Origin of the sequence: Aeromonas sp. S19(2024), from assembly GCF_041402625.1 — a bacterium.
Taxonomy (GTDB): Bacteria; Pseudomonadota; Gammaproteobacteria; order Enterobacterales; family Aeromonadaceae; genus Aeromonas; species Aeromonas caviae.
In genome coordinates this window covers 311,093-329,026 of sequence record NZ_JBGLQU010000005.1, presented here as the reverse complement: position 1 = coordinate 329,026, position 17,934 = coordinate 311,093, and the positions used below count along the sequence as shown (strand labels likewise).

Annotated in this window: 21 protein-coding genes; 19 read left to right on the top strand and 2 right to left on the bottom strand. The window is 61.5% G+C overall.

The genetic code is table 11. The features are described from left to right. Positions 1-3 precede the first annotated feature (3 nt). The 5 genes from fgIL to ACB037_RS13120 are packed head-to-tail and all read left to right on the top strand — an operon-like array spanning position 4 to position 4,767. Positions 4-1,110, top strand: coding sequence for a lateral flagellar basal body P-ring FlgIL (fgIL, locus tag ACB037_RS13140; protein ID WP_041214014.1), 1,107 nt, complete (start codon positions 4-6; stop codon positions 1,108-1,110). Positions 1,111-1,118: 8 nt separating this feature from the next. Next, a complete protein-coding gene (locus ACB037_RS13135; RefSeq protein WP_041211812.1) occupies positions 1,119-1,517 on the top strand; it encodes a rod-binding protein in 399 nt (132 codons plus the stop codon). After that, a complete protein-coding gene (lfgK, locus tag ACB037_RS13130; protein WP_041211811.1) occupies positions 1,517-2,836 on the top strand; it encodes a lateral flagellar hook-associated protein LfgK in 1,320 nt (439 codons plus the stop codon). The genes ACB037_RS13135 and lfgK overlap by 1 nt, the downstream gene beginning before the upstream one ends. Before the next feature lie 10 nt (positions 2,837-2,846). Continuing rightward, complete coding sequence (lfgL, locus tag ACB037_RS13125; RefSeq protein ID WP_371175416.1) at positions 2,847-3,746, top strand: lateral flagellar hook-associated protein LfgL; 900 nt, start codon at positions 2,847-2,849, stop codon at positions 3,744-3,746. Between the two features lie 19 nt (positions 3,747-3,765). Then, positions 3,766-4,767 (top strand): hypothetical protein, encoded by a 1,002-nt coding sequence (locus ACB037_RS13120; protein WP_041211809.1) that lies wholly within the window; start codon positions 3,766-3,768, stop codon positions 4,765-4,767. Between the two features lie 60 nt (positions 4,768-4,827). On the opposite strand, the gene fliB is transcribed toward ACB037_RS13120, so the two are convergent. Next, on the bottom strand, positions 4,828-5,991 hold the full coding sequence (fliB, locus tag ACB037_RS13115; protein WP_187171332.1) for a flagellin lysine-N-methylase: 1,164 nt from the start codon (positions 5,989-5,991) through the stop codon (positions 4,828-4,830). Between the two features lie 210 nt (positions 5,992-6,201). Here fliB and lafA (ACB037_RS13110) point away from each other — a divergent pair, with 210 nt between their 5' ends. From lafA (ACB037_RS13110) to ACB037_RS13060, 11 genes are all read left to right on the top strand, one after another. After that, entirely contained in the window at positions 6,202-7,068 is an 867-nt protein-coding gene (gene lafA, locus ACB037_RS13110; RefSeq protein WP_045522180.1) for a lateral flagellin LafA, read from the top strand. 179 nt (positions 7,069-7,247) lie between these two features. After that, on the top strand, positions 7,248-8,108 hold the full coding sequence (gene lafA / locus ACB037_RS13105; RefSeq protein WP_045522176.1) for a lateral flagellin LafA: 861 nt from the start codon (positions 7,248-7,250) through the stop codon (positions 8,106-8,108). A 113-nt stretch (positions 8,109-8,221) separates the two neighbouring features. Then, the gene (gene lafB, locus ACB037_RS13100; RefSeq protein WP_041214010.1) at positions 8,222-9,505 is read left to right on the top strand and encodes a lateral flagellar capping protein LafB; all 1,284 of its coding nucleotides are present in this window, start codon (positions 8,222-8,224) and stop codon (positions 9,503-9,505) included. Positions 9,506-9,544: 39 nt separating this feature from the next. Next, a complete protein-coding gene (gene lafC / locus ACB037_RS13095) occupies positions 9,545-9,937 on the top strand; it encodes a lateral flagellar export chaperone LafC (protein WP_041211804.1) in 393 nt (130 codons plus the stop codon). Positions 9,938-10,057: 120 nt separating this feature from the next. After that, positions 10,058-10,396, top strand: coding sequence for a hypothetical protein (locus ACB037_RS13090; RefSeq protein WP_045522175.1), 339 nt, complete (start codon positions 10,058-10,060; stop codon positions 10,394-10,396). Beyond that, on the top strand, positions 10,387-11,436 hold the full coding sequence (locus ACB037_RS13085; protein WP_371175415.1) for a flagellar hook-length control protein FliK: 1,050 nt from the start codon (positions 10,387-10,389) through the stop codon (positions 11,434-11,436). The genes ACB037_RS13090 and ACB037_RS13085 overlap by 10 nt, the downstream gene beginning before the upstream one ends. Before the next feature lie 39 nt (positions 11,437-11,475). After that, positions 11,476-11,934, top strand: a complete 459-nt coding sequence (gene lafF / locus ACB037_RS13080) for a lateral flagellar basal body-associated protein LafF (protein ID WP_041211801.1) — start codon at positions 11,476-11,478, stop codon at positions 11,932-11,934. Between the two features lie 5 nt (positions 11,935-11,939). Further along, positions 11,940-12,650, top strand: coding sequence for a lateral flagellar system RNA polymerase sigma factor LafS (gene lafS / locus ACB037_RS13075; protein ID WP_045522170.1), 711 nt, complete (start codon positions 11,940-11,942; stop codon positions 12,648-12,650). A 50-nt stretch (positions 12,651-12,700) separates the two neighbouring features. After that, complete coding sequence (gene lafT / locus ACB037_RS13070; protein WP_202041211.1) at positions 12,701-13,558, top strand: lateral flagellar motor stator protein LafT; 858 nt, start codon at positions 12,701-12,703, stop codon at positions 13,556-13,558. Further along, complete coding sequence (gene lafU, locus ACB037_RS13065) at positions 13,558-14,505, top strand: lateral flagellar motor protein LafU (protein ID WP_045522169.1); 948 nt, start codon at positions 13,558-13,560, stop codon at positions 14,503-14,505. Before lafT ends, lafU begins: the two co-directional genes overlap by 1 nt. Continuing rightward, positions 14,492-14,950 (top strand): hypothetical protein, encoded by a 459-nt coding sequence (locus ACB037_RS13060; protein ID WP_080944103.1) that lies wholly within the window; start codon positions 14,492-14,494, stop codon positions 14,948-14,950. Before lafU ends, ACB037_RS13060 begins: the two co-directional genes overlap by 14 nt. Here ACB037_RS13060 and ACB037_RS13055 read toward each other — a convergent pair. Next, complete coding sequence (locus ACB037_RS13055) at positions 14,886-15,743, bottom strand: lytic transglycosylase domain-containing protein (RefSeq protein WP_045522257.1); 858 nt, start codon at positions 15,741-15,743, stop codon at positions 14,886-14,888. The two genes, ACB037_RS13060 and ACB037_RS13055, sit on opposite strands and share 65 nt — an antisense overlap. A gap of 255 nt (positions 15,744-15,998) precedes the next feature. Between ACB037_RS13055 and ACB037_RS13050 the strand changes: the two genes are divergently transcribed. The 3 genes from ACB037_RS13050 to rsmH all read left to right on the top strand — a co-directional run bounded on the left by ACB037_RS13050 (position 15,999) and on the right by rsmH (position 17,931). Continuing rightward, positions 15,999-16,295: a hypothetical protein gene (locus ACB037_RS13050; RefSeq protein ID WP_041211797.1), complete on the top strand. Its 297-nt coding sequence runs from the start codon at positions 15,999-16,001 to the stop codon at positions 16,293-16,295. 238 nt (positions 16,296-16,533) lie between these two features. Beyond that, entirely contained in the window at positions 16,534-16,992 is a 459-nt protein-coding gene (gene mraZ / locus ACB037_RS13045; RefSeq protein ID WP_039040489.1) for a division/cell wall cluster transcriptional repressor MraZ, read from the top strand. Beyond that, positions 16,993-17,931, top strand: a complete 939-nt coding sequence (gene rsmH / locus ACB037_RS13040) for a 16S rRNA (cytosine(1402)-N(4))-methyltransferase RsmH (RefSeq protein ID WP_042015088.1) — start codon at positions 16,993-16,995, stop codon at positions 17,929-17,931. The last annotated feature ends 3 nt before the right edge of the window (positions 17,932-17,934 follow it).

Sequence of the window (17,934 nt, the reverse complement as noted above, 5' to 3'; positions counted from 1 at the left end):
TCGATGAACAGATGGTATATCGCCCTGCTCTGCCTGGCGCTGTCGGGCGTGGCCGGCGCCGCTGCCCCCGCCAAACGGGCCCTGCTGGACATTGCCGACGTGCAGGGGATGAGAGCCAACCAGCTGGTGGGCTATGGCCTGGTGGTCGGCCTCTCCGGTACCGGGGATCGCAGCCAGGTCAAATTCACCGGCCAGTCCATGACCAACATGCTCAAGCAGTTCGGGGTACAGCTGCCCGATGACATCGATCCCAAGCTCAAGAACGTGGCTGCCGTCTCCGTGCAGGCGACGCTGCCCGCCCTCGCCGGCAAGGGTCAGCAGATGGACGTGACCGTGACCTCCATCGGCGATGCCAAGAGCCTGAGAGGCGGCTCGCTGCTGCTCACTCCCCTGCGCGGCATCGACGGTGAAGTCTATGCGGTCGCCCAGGGCAACCTGGTGGTGGCCGGGGTCAAGGCGGAGGGGCAATCCGGCTCCTCCGTGACCATCAACGTGCCGACGGCCGGCATCATCCCGAACGGTGCCATCATCGAGCGGGAGGTGGCCAGCAACTTCTCGGACAAGCCGGAAGTGACGCTCAACCTGCACCAGCCCAACTTCAAGACGGCCCGCAACGTGGAGCGGGAGATCAACCGCCAGCTCGGCCCCGTGGCCAAGGCGGTCAGCGCCGGTCGCATCCAGATTGCGGCCCCCCGCGATGAGAGCCAGCGCATCTCCTTCATGGCCCTGTTGCAGGACATCCAGGTGGACATGGGCAAGGAGCGGCCGCGAGTCGTTTTCAACAGCCGTACCGGCACCGTGGTCATGGGGCAGGGGGTCAAGGTGCACAAGGCGGCGGTCAGCCACGGCAGCCTGACGGTGACCATAGGGGAGAGCCAGACGGTGAGCCAGCCCAACGCCTTCTCCAACGGGCGGACCACCACGACGCCCAACTCCCAGATCCAGGTTGACCGGGAGCGCAACAACATGTTTGTCTGGCCGGATGGCACCTCCCTGGAGGTGATCGTCAAGGCGGTGAATTCCCTGGGGGCGACCCCGGATGATGTCATGGCCATCCTGCAAGCCCTCGACGAGGCGGGAGCCCTCGAAGGCGAGCTGGTGGTCATCTAAGGATCTCTATGACCAGAATTACCTCGGAGCCTGGTTTCTATCAGGATCTCAATGAACTGCAGCAGATAAAGAGCAACCCGGATCAGCGCGCGGCCCTGGAGGCGGCGGCCGGCCAGTTCGAGGTGAGCTTCCTGCAGACGGTGCTCAAGCACATGCGTTCGGCGTCCGACGCCATGCAGGATGAAGAGGACAGGCTTATCAAGGGGGAGTCCCTCTACCGCGACATGTACGACAGCCAGCTCGCGATGAGCCTGGTCAAGCGCGGCGGCATGGGGCTCAAGGAGCAGATGGTCAATCAACTGGCCCCCACATTAAAGAATGCCGAGCCGGTGGTCGCTTCAGACTCCCAGACCCTGGCTGCCTTCAGTCAGCCTCTGAATTCGGCAAAAATGAGGAAAGTTGACTGATGTCGCTGCTCAGTATCGGTTTTAGCGGACTCAATGCATCGCAGATCGCATTGAACATCTCTGCCCAGAATATCGCCAACGTCAATACCATCGGGTACAGCCGCCAGGAGGCCATGATGGGCAGCCTGTCGGGCTTTGGCCGGATGGACAACGGCATGGGGGTCGAGGTGACCGGGGTTCGCAGGATCACCGATGACTATCTGGTCTCCCAGCACTGGCGCAGCCGCTCCGCGACCGGCTCCTCCTATGCGTTTCACCAGTACATCAATACGACTGAGCAGTTGCTCGGCAGCGAGTCGATGAACATCACCAAGGGGCTGGACAGTTTCTTTGCGTCCCTGAGCGCCGCTCTCGACAGCCCGGAAACACCGGCGCAGCGCAGCCAGATCGTCAGCTCGGCCGGTGCCTTGGCCAACCGCTTCGGCCAGTTGAACGAGAGCCTGCTGACCCAGGAGAAGCAGATCGACGATCAGCTGGGCAGCACCATTACCCAGGTGAACAGCTATCTCAAGCAGGTGGCGGAGCTCAACACCCAGATCGGCGAGCAGGCTTCCAAAGGGGTCAACACCTCGGCGCTGGAAGACAGCCGCGAGCAGATAGTGCGCGAGCTGTCGACCTTCATGGAGGTGCGGGTCAACCGTCAGAGCGACGGCTCCTTCTCCCTGAGCCTGCCCCAGGGCCAGCCCCTGGTGCTGGCCGGCAGCAGCAGCACCCTCTCTCTGGCCGGTGACACCCTGAGCCTGAGCTTCGGGCCGCAATCCTTCGAGGTCCCCAGACTTCAGGGCGGCACCCTGGCGGGCGTGCTGGAATATCGCACCACAGTGCTGCGCCCCCTGCGCGACGAGCTGAACCAGATCGCGAAGAAGCTGGCGGATGACTTCAACGCCAAGCAGGCGGGTGGCGTCGATCTGAACGGCGATCCCGGCAAACCCCTGTTCAGCTACGACCCCCTCAATCCCTCCGGCACCCTCAAGGTGGCCGACGGCTTTACCGGGGATCACCTCGCCTTCGCCAAGGCGGGGGGCGGCAACGGCGACAACCGCAACCTGCAGGAGCTGCTGACCATCAAGGATGATCAGTACGATGCCTACAGCGCCCTGCTTGGCAAGATGGCGGTGCAGAGCGGTCAGGCCAAGGCGACCATGGAGGCCGATGCCAACATGGAGAAACAGCTCGCCACCAAGCTCAGCAGCGTGAGCGGCGTCAACCTCGATGAGGAAGGGGTCAAGGTGATGGCCTACACCAAGGCGTATCAGGCCAATGCCAAGGTGATCAGCACCTCGGATCAACTCTTCAATTCCATTCTCAACATGTTCTGACGGAGTCCGCATGCGCATCAGCACCAACCAGATCCAGCTCAGCATGCTCGACAACCTGCAGCGGGGCTTTGGCGACTACGCCCGGCTGGATCGCCAGATCTCCTCCAACAAGCGGATCCTGCAGCCTTCGGACGACCCCGTGGGCAGCGTGCAACTGCTCGGTCTGAAGAAAGAGCAGGTGGCCATGGCCCAGTACCAGAAGAACATCGCCAATGCCAAGAGCCAGCTATCCCAGGGGGAGCTGCAGTTCGAGACCATGACCAACATGCTGAGCCGGTTGCGGGAGCTGACCCAGACGGCAGCCAACGGTTCCCTCTCCGAGGACGATCGCCGGGCGGTGTCCAGCGAGGTGGCCATTATCAAGGAGGGTCTGCTGGATCTCGCCAATGCCCGCAACGAGAACGGTTCAAGCCTGTTCAGCGGCAGCCAGGTGGACAAGACCCCCATCGTCCAGGGGCCGGGTGGCGGCTATCTCTATCAGGGGGATGCCCTGGTGCGGGAGGTGGAGATTGCCCGGGGGGTGACGGTGTCCCTCAACCAGACCGCAGACAGCCTGTTCATCCAGAACGGGGATTTCTTCAAGCAGCTGGACGACATGGTGGCGGCCTTCGATGCCGGCGCACCGGATGCGGCGGATCAGGCCAGAGCCATGCTGGATCGCAGCAAGACCCTGCAGGATGACATCAGCCAGATGGTGAGCACCATAGGGGCACGCATCAATCTGCTGGATCAGGTGGACGAGGGTCATGCCGAGAAGAGCACCTATAGCAAGGAAGTGAGCAATCAGATAGAGTCCCTCGACTACGCGGGGGCCGTGACCCAGCAGGCGCATGTGCTGATGGCTCTGCAGGTGCAACAGCAGGCCTTCGCCAAGGTGAATGGCCTGAGCCTGTTCAACTACATGCCCTAAATCTGTCTAAGGAGCCAGGATGCAGATTCAACAAACCCGTCCGGGGAGCGTGGTCGAAACGCCGGCCCAACCCAGGTTGCAAGGTCGTTCGACTGCCCAGGCTACTTCTCCCCAGACTCCTCGCAATGAACGCCAGCCCAATGTCATCCGGCTCGATCGCTGGGCCCTGATCGGCACGGCGCAGCAGCGCATCGCCCATGCCCAGGGGGGCGAGCAGGCCCTGAGCCAGGTGTGGGGCGAGCTGAAGCGCCTGGAGCAGCAGCTCGGCCAGCAGAAGGCGGCGAGCGGGGATCTGGTCTCCCGTCTCAAGGTACTGGAAGAGAAGCTGACCCAGCCGCAGGCGCCACTGACGAGCGAGCTCAGGCCACGCCTGCTGGCGTCGGCCACGGACAGCAGGGTGCACTACAGCGCGGAGCGGCTCGATCTGCTGAGCCCAAGGGCGAGTGCCGAGCGTCTTGTCTTCTCCTTCCCTCAGACCAGCAGCGCCGTCGAGGTGCTGCTGCCCGCCGATGCCAGTGAAGCGGAGGCGGCTGCCCGTCTGGATCGCGCGCTGCGCAAGGAGCATATCCAGGCGCGCCTGAACGAGCTGGGCAAGCTGGAGCTGAGCGTGCCGGATCAGCACAGGCGCAAGCTGGATGAACCCGTGCTGCTGAGCGGTGAGGGCATCCGCATTCCCGCCGGGAACCCGGTACCCGTGCAGTTCAAGCCAAAGGCGGGGCAGTTGACCCAGCTCGGCGAGGGGCTCGACAAGGGGGAGATCAAACAGGAGCAGCAACGGCTGAAGCGACTGCTCGGAGAGATAGAGCAGTCGGTGCGCGAGCTCAAGCAGTTTCGCCAGCGGATGGTGAAGCAGCTCGATCGGGTGAAGTCACGCAGCCAGAACTTGCAGCAGGAGGAGCTGGTCCAGTTACAGGGCAAGCTCAGCCTCCAGCTCAAGGAAGGGGGCTTCATGGGGACCATGTCCGGCCTGCTTGCCCAGGCCAACGTCTCGCGCCAGAACGTGGTGGCGCTGCTCACCTAGGGTGCCAGGTCCCGTTCACGACAGAAAACCGCCATGCAGCTCGCTGGCGGTTTTCTGTTTTCAGGGCTTGAGCAGGGCGTACAGGGAGATGTCCGACGCGAAGCCGGAGTCATTGAGCCCCTGTTCTATGGTCTTGATAAAACTCGCATTGTGCTGGCGTATGGTGTGGTAGCTGTAGAAGAGGTTGACCACGTCCTGCTCGTCCAGCTCCTTGTCCATGGCCAGCAGGCAGAGGTAGTTGCGCAGCAGGAAGTAGTCGACCACCAGCAGCTGATAGGCCTGGCATTTGTCACCCTGCTGCAGCGGGAAGTTGTGGTGATAGACGTAGTAGAGCAGGTAGTTGTCCAGGATCTGGGGATGACTGGCCAGGAAGGGGGCGACCCTGTCGTGCCAGACCCGCTGCAGGCGTGCAAGCTTGTCCTCGTCGTAGGTTCCCTCCAGTACCTCGTTGATCTTGTCGAGGCAGACCTGCATGGTCTGCCGCCCCCGTCTCCCCTGGGAGTAGGCCAGCAACTGGTGGGTCATGGTTCTGAGGCCCCACCACTGCAGTCTGGGCAGGGCGGGCAACTGCTCGAACATGGTGTTGAGCTCCCCGCGTTCGGCCAGTACCGCCACCTGATCGAGGAAGGCCTCGTGGGAGAGTTGCGCAGGATCCCGGTGGATCAGCATGCCGACCAGCCATAGCCGAATCGCCACGGGGATATCCGTGGCGGCCAGCACGTGAATGCTCAGGCTGTGCAACGTCGCCATGGCATTGGAGGGAGGCGGAGCGAAGGGCAGGGACTGGGTGAGCTCGGTGACCTCGGTCTGCATCGCCAGGGGGTCAAGCAGCAACTGGCGGCACACCTGGGGGCAGGAGAGCATCAGGGACCTCTTGAGCTGGTTGCCGATGCGGGTCTGGGCTCTGGGGTAAGTCTTGCAGGTGTGACTCAGGGCATCCGGACCCGCCTTGCTGTGGATCTGGCACAGGCGGTTTTCATCGAGGAAGGGGCAGGCGCCCTGTTCGTCGAGCTTTATCTCCCCCCAGCGCTCGTTGCTCTGCTTCACCTTGATGATGTGCAGCTTGCTCAGGGATTTGACCGTGGGGTCGGGGTGGCGCTCATAGCTGCGGAAGGTCTGCTTGTCGATGCTGATGGTCCAGCTGTGGCAGCAGTTGTCCTCGCAGCGATCGCCGATGCACTGGAAATGTTGAACGAAATGCGGTGTGTAGAGCGAAGCAGCCATGTCGCCATCCGGTAGTGAGAGAGGACGTTTTAAAAGCAATAAGCATGCCGGATGGGGGAGGCGGCGAGCACCCGGGATACCGGAATGCCCGGGAGGGGGCCAGAAGAAAAATATGCGGAGGGAAGATTACATTTCTGCGCGAAAGGGGTCGTCTCTATCTGATGTCAACCTAACGGGCTGCTGTGCAGCGTTTAACTCGAGGAATACATCATGGGCTTGTCCATCCATACCAACTTCGCCTCCCTGACCACCCAGAACCAGCTGAACAACACCAACAAGATGCTGGGCACCGCCATGCAGCGCCTGGGTACCGGTCTTCGCATCAACTCCGCCGCCGACGACGCGGCCGGTCTGCAGATGGCTACCCGCCTGCAAGCCCAGTCCAACGGCCAGAAGGTCGGCATGCGCAACGCCCAGGATGCCATCTCCATGATGCAGACCGCCGAAGGCGCCCTGGACGAGATGACCAACATCGTTCAGCGCATGAAGGATCTGGCTACCCAGGGTGCCAACGGCACTACCAGCACCGAAGACTACACCGCCCTGAACGCCGAGTTCGGCGAGCTGTCGAAAGAGCTGGCCAACATCACCGACAACACCACCTTCGGTGGCCAGTCCCTGCTGAAGAAAGCCGCTGGCAACTTCGAGAAGGGTGCGGTCAAGTTCCAGATCGGTGGCTCCGCCGCCGAGACCCTGAGCGTGGACATCTCCACCGACCTGAAGAAAGTGACCGGTTCCACCGCTGGCTCCGGCCTGGATGGTACCGCAGTCAAGGGTGGCGGTATCGGTGATCAGACCAAAGCCAATGCCGCTATCACCGAGATGGAAACCTTCCTGAAAGACATCGGCAGCGCCCGTTCCTCCTTCGGTGCCAACATCAACCGTCTGGAGCACACCGTCAACAACCTCTCCAACATGAAAGAGAACACCGACATGGCGAACGGTCGCATCATGGATGCCGACTTCGCTCAGGAGAGCACCAACATGACCAAGAACCAGATGCTGATGCAGGCTGGCATGTCCGTGCTGTCCAACTCCAACCAGATGACCGGCATGGTGACTTCCCTGCTGCGTTGATGCTGGTGGCACCCATCCCCCTGGTGGGTGCCTTTTTCCCGTTTCCCCTCCCAGCTCCTCCCGCGCCCTCTTTTTTCATCATATTTTTCACCCGCAGCTCAAGTCTTGCCTCGCACCTGTCGCTTCTCTCCTTCGTACGGTTATCCGCTGCGGTAGCAGCCTTCTTCGAGGAATAGATCATGGGTTTGTCCATTCATACCAACTTTGCTTCTCTGACCACTCAGAACCAGCTGAACAACACCAACAAGATGCTGGGCACCGCCATGCAGCGCCTGGGTACCGGTCTTCGCATCAACTCCGCCGCCGATGACGCCGCCGGTCTGCAGATGGCCACCCGTCTGCAAGCCCAGTCCAACGGCCAGAAGGTCGGCATGCGCAACGCCCAGGACGCCGTCTCCATGATGCAGACTGCCGAAGGCGCCATGGACGAGATGACCAACATCGTTCAGCGCATGAAAGACCTGGCCACCCAGGGCGCCAACGGCACCGCGAGCGCGGAAGACCGTCTGGCCATGGGCACCGAAATGAAGGAGCTGTCTGCCGAGCTGAAGAACATCAGCGACAACACCAAGTTTGGTGGTCAGGCTCTGATCAGCGATGCGGGCAAGTTCGGCGCCGCAGCAGTGACCTTCCAGATCGGTGGTTCCGCCGCCGAGAAGCTGGATGTGGATGCCAGCGGCAATGTTCAGGCCGTCAACGCAGCCATTGATGCCGCGGAAACCGATTTTGCCACCGCCGATGCCACCGCTCTGGCCTCCACTGCCTTCAATGCGCAGATCACCAAGATGGAAGACGCCCTGGATGCCATCGGTACCGCCCGTTCCCAGTTCGGTGCCAACATCAACCGTCTGGAGCATACCGTCAACAACCTCTCCAACATGAAAGAGAACACCGACATGGCGAACGGCCGCATCATGGATGCCGACTTCGCCCAGGAGAGCACCAACATGACCAAGAACCAGATGCTGATGCAGGCTGGCATGTCCGTGCTGTCCAACTCCAACCAGATGACCGGCATGGTGACTTCCCTGCTGCGTTGATGGTTTGCCGGGCCGCCCCGAGAGGGGCGGCTCTTGTTTGACAACCGCTTGCCGGTTGGAAAGGGCCGAGCCGGTCTTTTCCAACAGGCATGCCACCGAATAAGGGGAGAAAGATGCAAATAGATCCGGCCAGCACGGCGATGCAACTGGTAGCCGTCGAGCGCCAGAACATGGACAAGTTGCTGAAGAAGCAGCTGGACAGCGTCAAGGCGCAGCAGAGCGCCATCAGCAGCCTCACCACCAAGCTGTCGAGTTTCCAAACCCTGCTCAAGGATCTGAACAAGGCGAGCAGCCTGCAGGCTCAGAAGGCCACCCTGTCCCAGGAAGGGCTCATGACGGTGACGAGCAATGGCAAGGCCAGCTCGGGTCAGTACAGCTTCTTCGTGGAGCAGCTTGCCCAGTCCCATCAGGTCGGCTTGCAGCTTGACAGTGACACGGCACCGCTGCCGGCAGACGGCGTCTTCTCCCTGACGGTCAAGGGCAAGACCCTGGACATCGACCTGGCCTCCCTCCCGGCTGGCGCCACCGTCAAGGATCTGGTCTCCCAGATCAACAATGCCAAGGACAACCCGGGGGTGAAGGCGACCCTGGTACGTACCGACGGCAAGGTCAGCATGGTACTGACCAGCAAGGAGAGCGGCGTGGAGAACGCCATCACCCTGGGGTACAGCGGGGATGGCGCCAATGCCATCGGGGTGGCGATGGCCGGCAAGACGGACATCACCCAGGCGCAGGACGCCAAGCTGCGCATGGGGGGGGACAACCCTCTCACCATCACCTCTGCCAGCAACAAGATAGAGAACGTGGTGGATGGCCTGACGTTCCAGCTGACCAAGGCACAAAAGGCGGATGACGCTCCGCTGCTGGTCACGGTGGATCAGGACAAGGAGGCGGTTACCGGCTCCCTCAAGAAGTTTGTCGACAGTTACAACGAGCTGGTGGATGAGCTGGCCAAGATGACCTCCAGCGATCCCAAGGCGCCGGGAGCACTCTCCTCCGACAGCGGGGTACGCAGCCTCAAGAGCGTGATTGCCCGCAGCGTGCGGGAGTTGCCCGATGATCTGACTCTGGGGAGCCTGGGGATCAAGACCGACAAGGCGGGCAAGCTCTCCTTCAACGAGACCGACTTCAACAAGGCGCTGGAGAAGGATCCCGAGCTGCTCGGCAAGGCACTCATGGGCGACGACGGTCTGCTCAAGCGGATGAGTAATGCCCTGGACCCCTATACCAAGCGGGACGGTGCACTCAAGGGACGCAAGACAGGTCTTGAAGCGAACGAGAAGCGGGTGAATGAGCGGATGGAGGCGCTGGATCGGCGCATGGATTCCGCGTATAAGCGCTACCTCAATCAGTTCACCACCATGAACCAGATGTTGCAGACCATGGGCGGCTTGTGAGACGGCTAGCCCGTAACACTTTGAATAAGCGAGTTTTTCATGTTTGAACCCCAAGAAGGCTATGACGCCTACCAGTTCGCCGCCACCCAGGCCAAGGCAGCGAGCGCCGATCCGCACCAGCTGGTGCTGATGCTGATGGATGGCCTGCTCGACGAAATAGCCAGGGCCGAGGGCCACATTCTGGCCAGGCAGTACGAGCGCAAGGGGCAGTCCATCAACAAGTGTCTGCAGATCCTGGGAGGGCTCGACAGTGCCCTCGATATGGACAAGGGCGGGGAGCTGGCCAGCAACCTGCACCGTCTCTACGACTACTGCGGCCAGCGGCTGTTCGAGATCAGTGTGGCCAACGATGTCGCGGGCTTTGCAGAGGTGCGTCGCATCCTGCTGGAGCTGAAAGAGGGTTGGGAAGCGATGGCCCGCCATCCCCGTTGATGCGGAAATCCACCTTCCTCATGGGGCAAAGGTCGGAACTAACGTATTGAAATATAATGTTTATATATTTGGCCTGCTCCTTGCTTGCCCGCAAGGTCGTCCTATTTTGAGGCCATCATCATGTCCATGACAGGAGCCGTGCCCCCCGGTGCGGAACGCGAGACACGTCAGCGCCAGCTTCTGGGGCTCGGGCGTCTTATCTTGCAGCAGGCCCGCGCCGGACAGTGGGATGCGGTGCGGCTGGCGGATCAGCGTCTGGCCCAGCTGGTGGCGCATCTGAACAGCCAGCCTGCATTGTGGCAATCCCTGATGCCGGTCCGGGATCAGGTGCGTCACTGGCATCGGGAAGCCTTCGCGCTCTGTGAGCAGGAAACGGCGCTGCGCAAGCAGGAGTGGGACAGCCTCTCCCGCAAGCGGGAAGGATTGCAGGCCTACGACGAGGCGCAGACATGGGCATGATCCCTCTCCCCGTGGCAGAGACACTGCCCGCTTCCCCATCCGGTGGTTTTACCCGCCTCTCCCGCCAGCCTGACGGGCAGGGGGAAGAGTACCAGCCTCTGGATCTTCCGCAGGAGGCGATGCTTCCTCCGTCCACCGCCCCTTCCGCCCCCGTCGACGAGACGGAGCAGGAGGAAAGCGTCGAAGTGGCTGCGGATGTTGCCGAGCAACTCGCCGCCTTCAACCAGATGCCACCACCTTTTGTCCGACAGGAGGAGGGACGCATTCCTCCTGTCCGTTTGTCATCGAGTGCCGGCCTTGCCCCCGTCGGAGAGGTGCAACCCGCCTCCTCGCCTGTGCTGCGCGCCCTCAGCGGGTTCGAGCGAATGGAAGGGGAGAGGATGCCGGTGCCGCCGGTTTCCGTTGGCAAGGAGAGCCTCCCTCAACCTGCTGGGGAGCTGGCCATGCGAATGCTCCAGCCCACTGCCCAGGGCGAGCAGCCTGCGACCCGGAGTGCGGCAGTGGTGGCGTCTCTTCCCGGGGAGCCTGCCCCGGAGCGGGAGGCCAGCGTCACCGAACTCAAGGCAATGGCGGGGTTGTCGCCCGCGCACTCTGCCGCCAGGCCTGCGGAATACCAGTGGGCACCGGCGCGTCTTGCCGCAAGCGAGGCCCAGTGGGGCCAGCAGCTGGTCGATGTGCTCAAAAACAGGGTCGAGCTGCAGGTGAACCATAGCATCAAGCAGGCCCATATCCGCCTCGATCCCCCCGAGCTGGGTCGCCTCGAACTGACCGTGAGGATGGAAGGGGATCGGCTCAACGTGCAGCTCAACGTGACCAACCCGGCGGTGCGTGAAGCCCTGATCCAGTCGATGGAGCGGCTTCGCATGAGTTTGGCTCCCCATCATGCCGGTGGCGTCGAGGTGAACGTGGGCCAGGGGGGAGAGCAGGAGCGAGGGGATCGCTGGCAGCAGGAAAAGATCCTGGCAGGTCGACGACAGTGGCAGGAAGAACAGGACGCATCGGGTAGTGCTGGCCAGGATTGGCTCAACACCCTGGTGTGACATTTCAAGATCTGGCAATAGCGAGAGTGATTTCAAATTATGCGGCGTGTCATGAAGTGGTTGATGGTGATAATGATGGCGCTGTGCCTGCTGGCGGCGCTGGCCTATGGCGCCTATCTCAAGCGGGATACGGTTGCCGTCTGGCTGGGCCTGGCAGAAGCCAAGCCCGAGCTGAGCAAGACGCCGCTGTTCAAACCGATGGAGCGTTTCGTCATCAGCCTGGAGGGAGACAGAGAGCCCCACTATCTGGTGCTGGAGCTGGCGCTGGTCACCCACAATCCCCAGCAACTGGAGACGCTCAACGAGCTGACCCCCCTGATCCGCAATGCCATGGTGCAATATTTCAGCCATCGCTCCCATGAGGCGGTGAAGCAGGAACTGCAGAACATCTCGGCCCTTCAGACCTCTCTGCTCGGCAAACTGGTGGGAACCCTGGAGGGGTATGGCTACAAGCCCTATCTGGATGAAGTGCTGGTCACCAAGGTCCTGGTGCAGTAGCGAACATGATGGACGCTGGTTGGGATACTCCCTGCGAACTGACCGCCTCCGCTCCCCGCACCGGTGAGCAGGTGATCCTGAGCCGTTATCTGCCTCTGGTGAAGCGGGCAGCCACTCACCTGCGCAGTCAGGTGAGCGCCAGCTTCGATCAGGAGGACATGGAGCAGGTCGGCATGATGGGGCTGCTGGAAGCCTGGCGTCGCTATGGGGGTGAACCGGATGCCCAGTTCGAGAGCTATGCCTTCAAGCGGGTGCGGGGAGCCATGCTGGACGAGCTGCGGCGCCTCGACTGGCGCCCCCGTCAGCTGCGCCAGCAGGTGCACGGTCACAACCAGGTACAGCGGGAGCTGTTCAACCGTCTGGGGCGCAACCCGACCGAGCAGGAGCTGGCACAGGCGCTTTCCTGCACCGTTGAGGAGGTGCGCCAGCTCGCCTATGCGAGCCAGGCCGAGGCGTTGCAGAGTCTGGAGGAGTGGCTGGAGAACGGAGGCAGGGCGCCCGCATCCGAGTCTGACGATCAGGATCTGGCCATGACCCTTGGCAAGGTGCTCGGCACCCTGGACAAGCGTGAACAGCTGCTGCTTTCCCTCTATTACCAGCAGGAATTGAACATGAAGGAGATTGCACTGGTGCTCGGGTTGACCGAGTCGCGGGTGTGCCAGCTCCACAAGCAGTGCGTCCTTCAGCTCAAGCAGCGATTGGTCGACTCCATATAGTTATGCCTCTCCCCGCGGGGGGAGTCTTGTTGATTTCTGCGGGAGCATCCATGCAAAAACAGATTGGTCTTGGTGTCATTTTCGTGTGTGTGATCGGCGGCTTCATGATGGCCGGGGGGCGCCCCATCGCCCTGTGGCAGCCTGCCGAACTCATCATCATCATAGGGGCGGCGGTCGGTTCCATGTTCCTTGGCAATTCCAAGGAGGTGATGCATGAAATGTGGCGCCAGATGAGGCTTTGCTTCAAGTCCAACAAGGACGAGAAGGAGATCTATCGCGAACTGCTGACCCTGATGCACCAACTGCTGGAAGAGACCCGCAACAAGGGGATGAAGGCGCTGGACGAGCACGTGGAGAATCCGCAGCAGAGCTCCGTCTTCCTCATGTATCCCCAGGTATCGGAAGATCCGCAACTGCTGGGCTTCATCATTGACAACCTGCGTCTGCTGGGCATGGGCAAGATCACGCCTCATGAGCTCGACACCATACTGGAGCAGGAGATCATGGCCATCGAGGAGGACATGCTCAAGCCCGCCCATGCGCTGCACAAGACCGGGGAGGCCTGCCCCGGCTTCGGGATCCTGGCGGCGGTGATGGGGATCATCATCACCATGCAGCAGCTCGACGGCCCCTTGAGCAATATCGGCGTGCACGTGGCAGCCGCCCTGGTGGGCACCTTCATCGGTATCTTCCTCTGTTATTGCCTGCTGGAGCCCATCAGCAATGCGATGGAAGAGATGGTCAAGCGCCGTATCGGCATGCTGATGTGCATCAAGTCGATCCTGATCGCCCAGCTGAGGGGCAAGACGCCGCTGCTCTCCGTCGATTCCGGCCGCAAGATGCTGGAGCCTGACGTGAAACCCAGCTTCCTCGAACTGGAAGACTGGGTGACCAACAGGGCCATGTGATGCGCAACCACGAGCAGATCGTCATCAAGCGCCAGCAGCGGCGCAGCAGCGCTCCCAAGGGGGGCGGTGCATGGAAGGTGGCCTTCGCCGACTTCACCCTGGCCATGATGGCCTTCTTCATGGTGCTCTGGATCCTGGCCGTCTCCAGCCAGGAGGAGCGTGATGTGGTGGCCAGCCGTCTACGCGACTACAGCATCATGGACAGCGAGGCCAACCCCTTCGATATCCGCAACAGTCCCTATCCGGTGGATCTTGGCGGCAACCCCTCGGTACTGGAGGAGTTGAGTCCCCAGTTCGTGGAGGAGGGGCAGCGTATGCCCAGACACATGGAGCGTGACCGCAGCATCTTTACCGATGGCGCCAAGGGAGGCTATGAGAGCCTGCTGGCGGGCAAGATTGAGGGAGAGAAGCAGATGGCGCAGTTGGCCGGTTTCATCGGGTCCATGGCGGATCAGATGCAGGCCAGAAACAACCTGGAGCTGCAACTGGTGCCCCAGGGTCTGCGGATCCTGATCCGCGACGATGACGAGCGCGAGATGTACAGCCGTGGCAGCGCCCGCATCAGCCCCTATTTCCGCCATCTGCTGATGGCACTGGCTCCTGTCTTTCAGCGAGTGGAGAACCGGGTCATGATCTCGGGCCACACCGACAGCACCCCCTTTGCCGGTGACAACTACAGCAACTGGGAGCTCTCCTCCGATCGCGCCATGATGGCGAGGCGTGTCCTGCTTGCTGGCGGCATGCCCCCCGAGCGGGTGGGTCAGGTGGTCGCCATGTCGGATACCATGCTGGACAACACCGCCGATCCCAAAGGCAGCCAGAACCGCCGCATCGAGTTGCTGGTGATGACGACCCAGGCGGAAAAGAGCCTGGAGCAGCTGTTCAGTGCCCAAACCCAAGCCGCCACCCGGACAGCCAAGGATGCCGTTGCCCATGGAAACCCCTGACGCCGATCTGCCCCCCGTGACACCGTTCAAGGATCCCAGGCGCAAACTGCCGCGCTGGTATCTCCATGACGGGACCACGCCCCTGGAATCCCAGAGTTGCGGCATCGCGGCCCGGCTCATGGTCTCCGGCCTGCTGTTCGACAAGCGCATCGGACGGGCGGTGATCAAGGATATCGGACCGGGTGGGGTCGGTTTCCTCGCCCCCGCCCGTTTTACCTTGCCCGATAACGTCAGCCTGTCGTTGTCACCGCGGATCGTGCTGGCGTGTCATATCACCCATCGCAGGGCCATAGGACAGTACCTCAGCTTCTACGGCGCGCGATGGGTCGATCCTGACTCGGTGGATCTCGCGCCTGTTCTGAGCAACTGGCGCCACTGTTTCATGGCGCCAGCAGAGGGCGAGCCTGCTCCAATCCCAGTGGATCCGGCAACCGCTCAAGAGTGAGGCCTCCCCGCCCCATGTCCAGTCCCCGTGCAGGCAGCAACAGCAGGGGATCGTGCAGGCTTTCCAGGGACACGGCCCGCACCAGCTGCGGGCGTGTCTCTTGATGGCGCGGGGCAGGAGGGGCCTTGCCTCCGCCATAAACGATGGGGCAGTCACTCACCTCCCGGGGATCGGGCAATCGCCAGGCGGGATTCCACCGGCTTGCCTCGTTCATGGCAACCCCCCGTTCCATGGCCCACTCCAGCAATGAGCAGCCCCCCGGCTGCCGCCATACCCGGATATTTTCTCCCGCCTGCCAGGGCGGCAGGACAAACCCGTGCTGCGCCGCTCTGTCCAGCAATTGGGAGAGCGCGAGGAAGCGCGCCACATAGAGGCGCGTTTCGGTAGGCAATTGCAACTCCCACACATTGCGTGTCCCGCCGTTGAGCACCGCCTTCAGTACTCTTCCCTCTCCCGCGTTGTAGGCAGCCAGTGCCAGCAACCAGTCCTGCCCGAAGAATTGATGCAGCCAGCCGAGGTAGGAGAGCGCCGCCTCCGTCGCCAATGGCAGGGAGTAGCGGCCATCGAAGCCGTTTGTCATGGGGACGGAGAAGCGGGCTGCGGTATCCGGCATCAGCTGCCAGGGCCCGGCGGCGCCCGCCGAGGAGATCACGTCAAGCCGGTAGCTGCTCTCGATCAGGGGCAGCAGAGCCAGCATGGGTGGGAGTTTTCGCGTCTGAACCTGCTCCGTGACCCAGCGGATCATGGGCTGGGACTCGGCGAGCCTCGTCTGCAGGTGGCTGCGCTGGCGCAGCAGAAAGCGGGTCTGCTCGTTGACCAGCTCGGCACCCGGGCCGACAACGGGGGTAGGAAAACCCGCCTGCCAGTGATAATGATCATAGGAGTAACAAACGGCACTGCTCAGTAGCGAGAGCCCGGGGAGAAGGCGCAGGGATATTTTGGCAACAGCGGACAGAGCCTGGCGGGAAAATGATAAAAACACGATGTATCTCAACAGTTTTTGACAATATCTGTCGACTGTTCATGTGGTATCCAGGACGTGATAAGCATGATAACACGAGTAAAAAAGACCCCAAAGGCGGGCAGGGCGATTCAGAAATTTCTGCTTTATCTGATCCTCGTTAATTTTGGTTTGATGTGGCTCTATATCATGTATGCCGACGAGCTGACATTGGGCGCCAATCTACTGCTGACTTTTCTTCTCATCGTCTATAACCTGCTGCTCTGCCAGCTGGTGGTGCTGCGAGCCCGTCGGGTAGGGGATGGCTATATCATCTATCCCGTGGTGGGCGTCAGCATTATCCTGTGCGCCGTCGTGCTGTTCCGTTTCATCATTTCCCCGTGAAATCGATTAATTACGAGGCGCAGTTCGCCGGGATGATTTAATTCCCCCATGAATAACTTGTGGAAAATCAATTCATTTAATCGGTAGTCCCATCACGCTGCGTCAATATGTTCCCCATGCTCGAGATCCTTGCTTGAAAAGCCCCCTGCTCGTCCTTAAACTTCATGGTGGAGAAAAGTGGATCAAAGTGGTTTTATTGGGCATCTAGCCCCCATAACTCACCTTCGGGGACTGCAATTTGTTGCGTGGCGCTCACGCCATCAGCCTGGACAGCAAGGGGCGGTTGGCGATTCCGACCAAATTTCGTGATTGGCTGCGCGACGAATGCGACGGCCAGCTGGTCTGCACCATCGACATCGCCCATCCCTGTCTGCTGCTTTATCCCCTGAATGAATGGGAAGAGGTAGAGCGCAAGCTGAAGACCCTTTCCAGCACCAACCCGGCGGAACGCCGCCTGCAGCGTCTGCTGCTCGGCCACGCGGCCGAATGCGAACTGGATGGCAATGGCCGTCTGCTGCTCAGCCAGCCGCTGCGCAGCCATGCCGGGCTGGACAAGAAAGTCATGCTGGTGGGCCAGCTCAACAAATTCGAGCTGTGGGATGAAGCCCGCTGGCAACAACAGATCAACGACGACATCCTGGGCCTGCCCGAGGACGACTGGGCAAGTTCACCACGACTACAGGATTTTTCTTTATAAATGACCCAAGCCGCTGAACACATCACAGTGCTGTTGCACGAAGCCGTCGAAGGGCTGGCCATCAAGCCGGACGGTATCTACGTCGACGGTACCTTTGGCCGGGGTGGTCACTCTCGTCTCATTCTCCAGCATCTGGGCCCGAACGGCCGTCTGATCGCCATCGACCGGGATCCCCAGGCCATTGCCGAGGCGGCCAAGATCCAGGATCCCCGTTTCGAGATCGTGCACGGTCCCTTCTCCGGCATCACCCGCTATCTGACCGAGCGCGGCCTGCTGGGCAAGGTCGATGGCTTCCTGCTGGATCTCGGTGTCTCCTCCCCCCAGCTTGACGATGCCGAACGTGGCTTCAGCTTCATGAAGGACGGCCCGCTCGACATGAGGATGGATCCCACCTCCGGTCAGAGCGCCGCCGAGTGGCTGGCCCGTGCCGATGTGGACGACATCGCCTGGGTGCTGAAAACCTTCGGTGAGGAGCGCTTCGCCAAGAAGATTGCTCGCGCCATCGTGCACGATCGGGTGACAGAGCCCTATGTGCGCACCCGCCAGCTGGCGGAGATGATTGCCCGGGTCAACCCGAGCAAGGAGAAGGGCAAGCACGCGGCGACCCGCAGCTTCCAGGCCATCCGCATCTATATCAACAGCGAGCTGGACGAGATCGAAACCGCCCTCAACGGCGCTCTGGACGTGCTGGCTCCTCACGGCCGTCTCTCCGTCATCAGCTTCCACTCTCTGGAAGATCGGCTGGTGAAACATTTCATTCGCAAGCACGAGAAAGGTCCTGAAGTACCCCACGGCATCCCCCTGACTGAAGCCCAGCTTGCCGGTGGTCGCAAGCTGAAATCGATCGGCAAGGCGCTCAAGCCTTCCGACCACGAGGTCAATGAAAACACCCGGTCCCGCAGCTCGGTGCTGCGGGTCGCAGAGCGTCTTGCGGAGTAAACG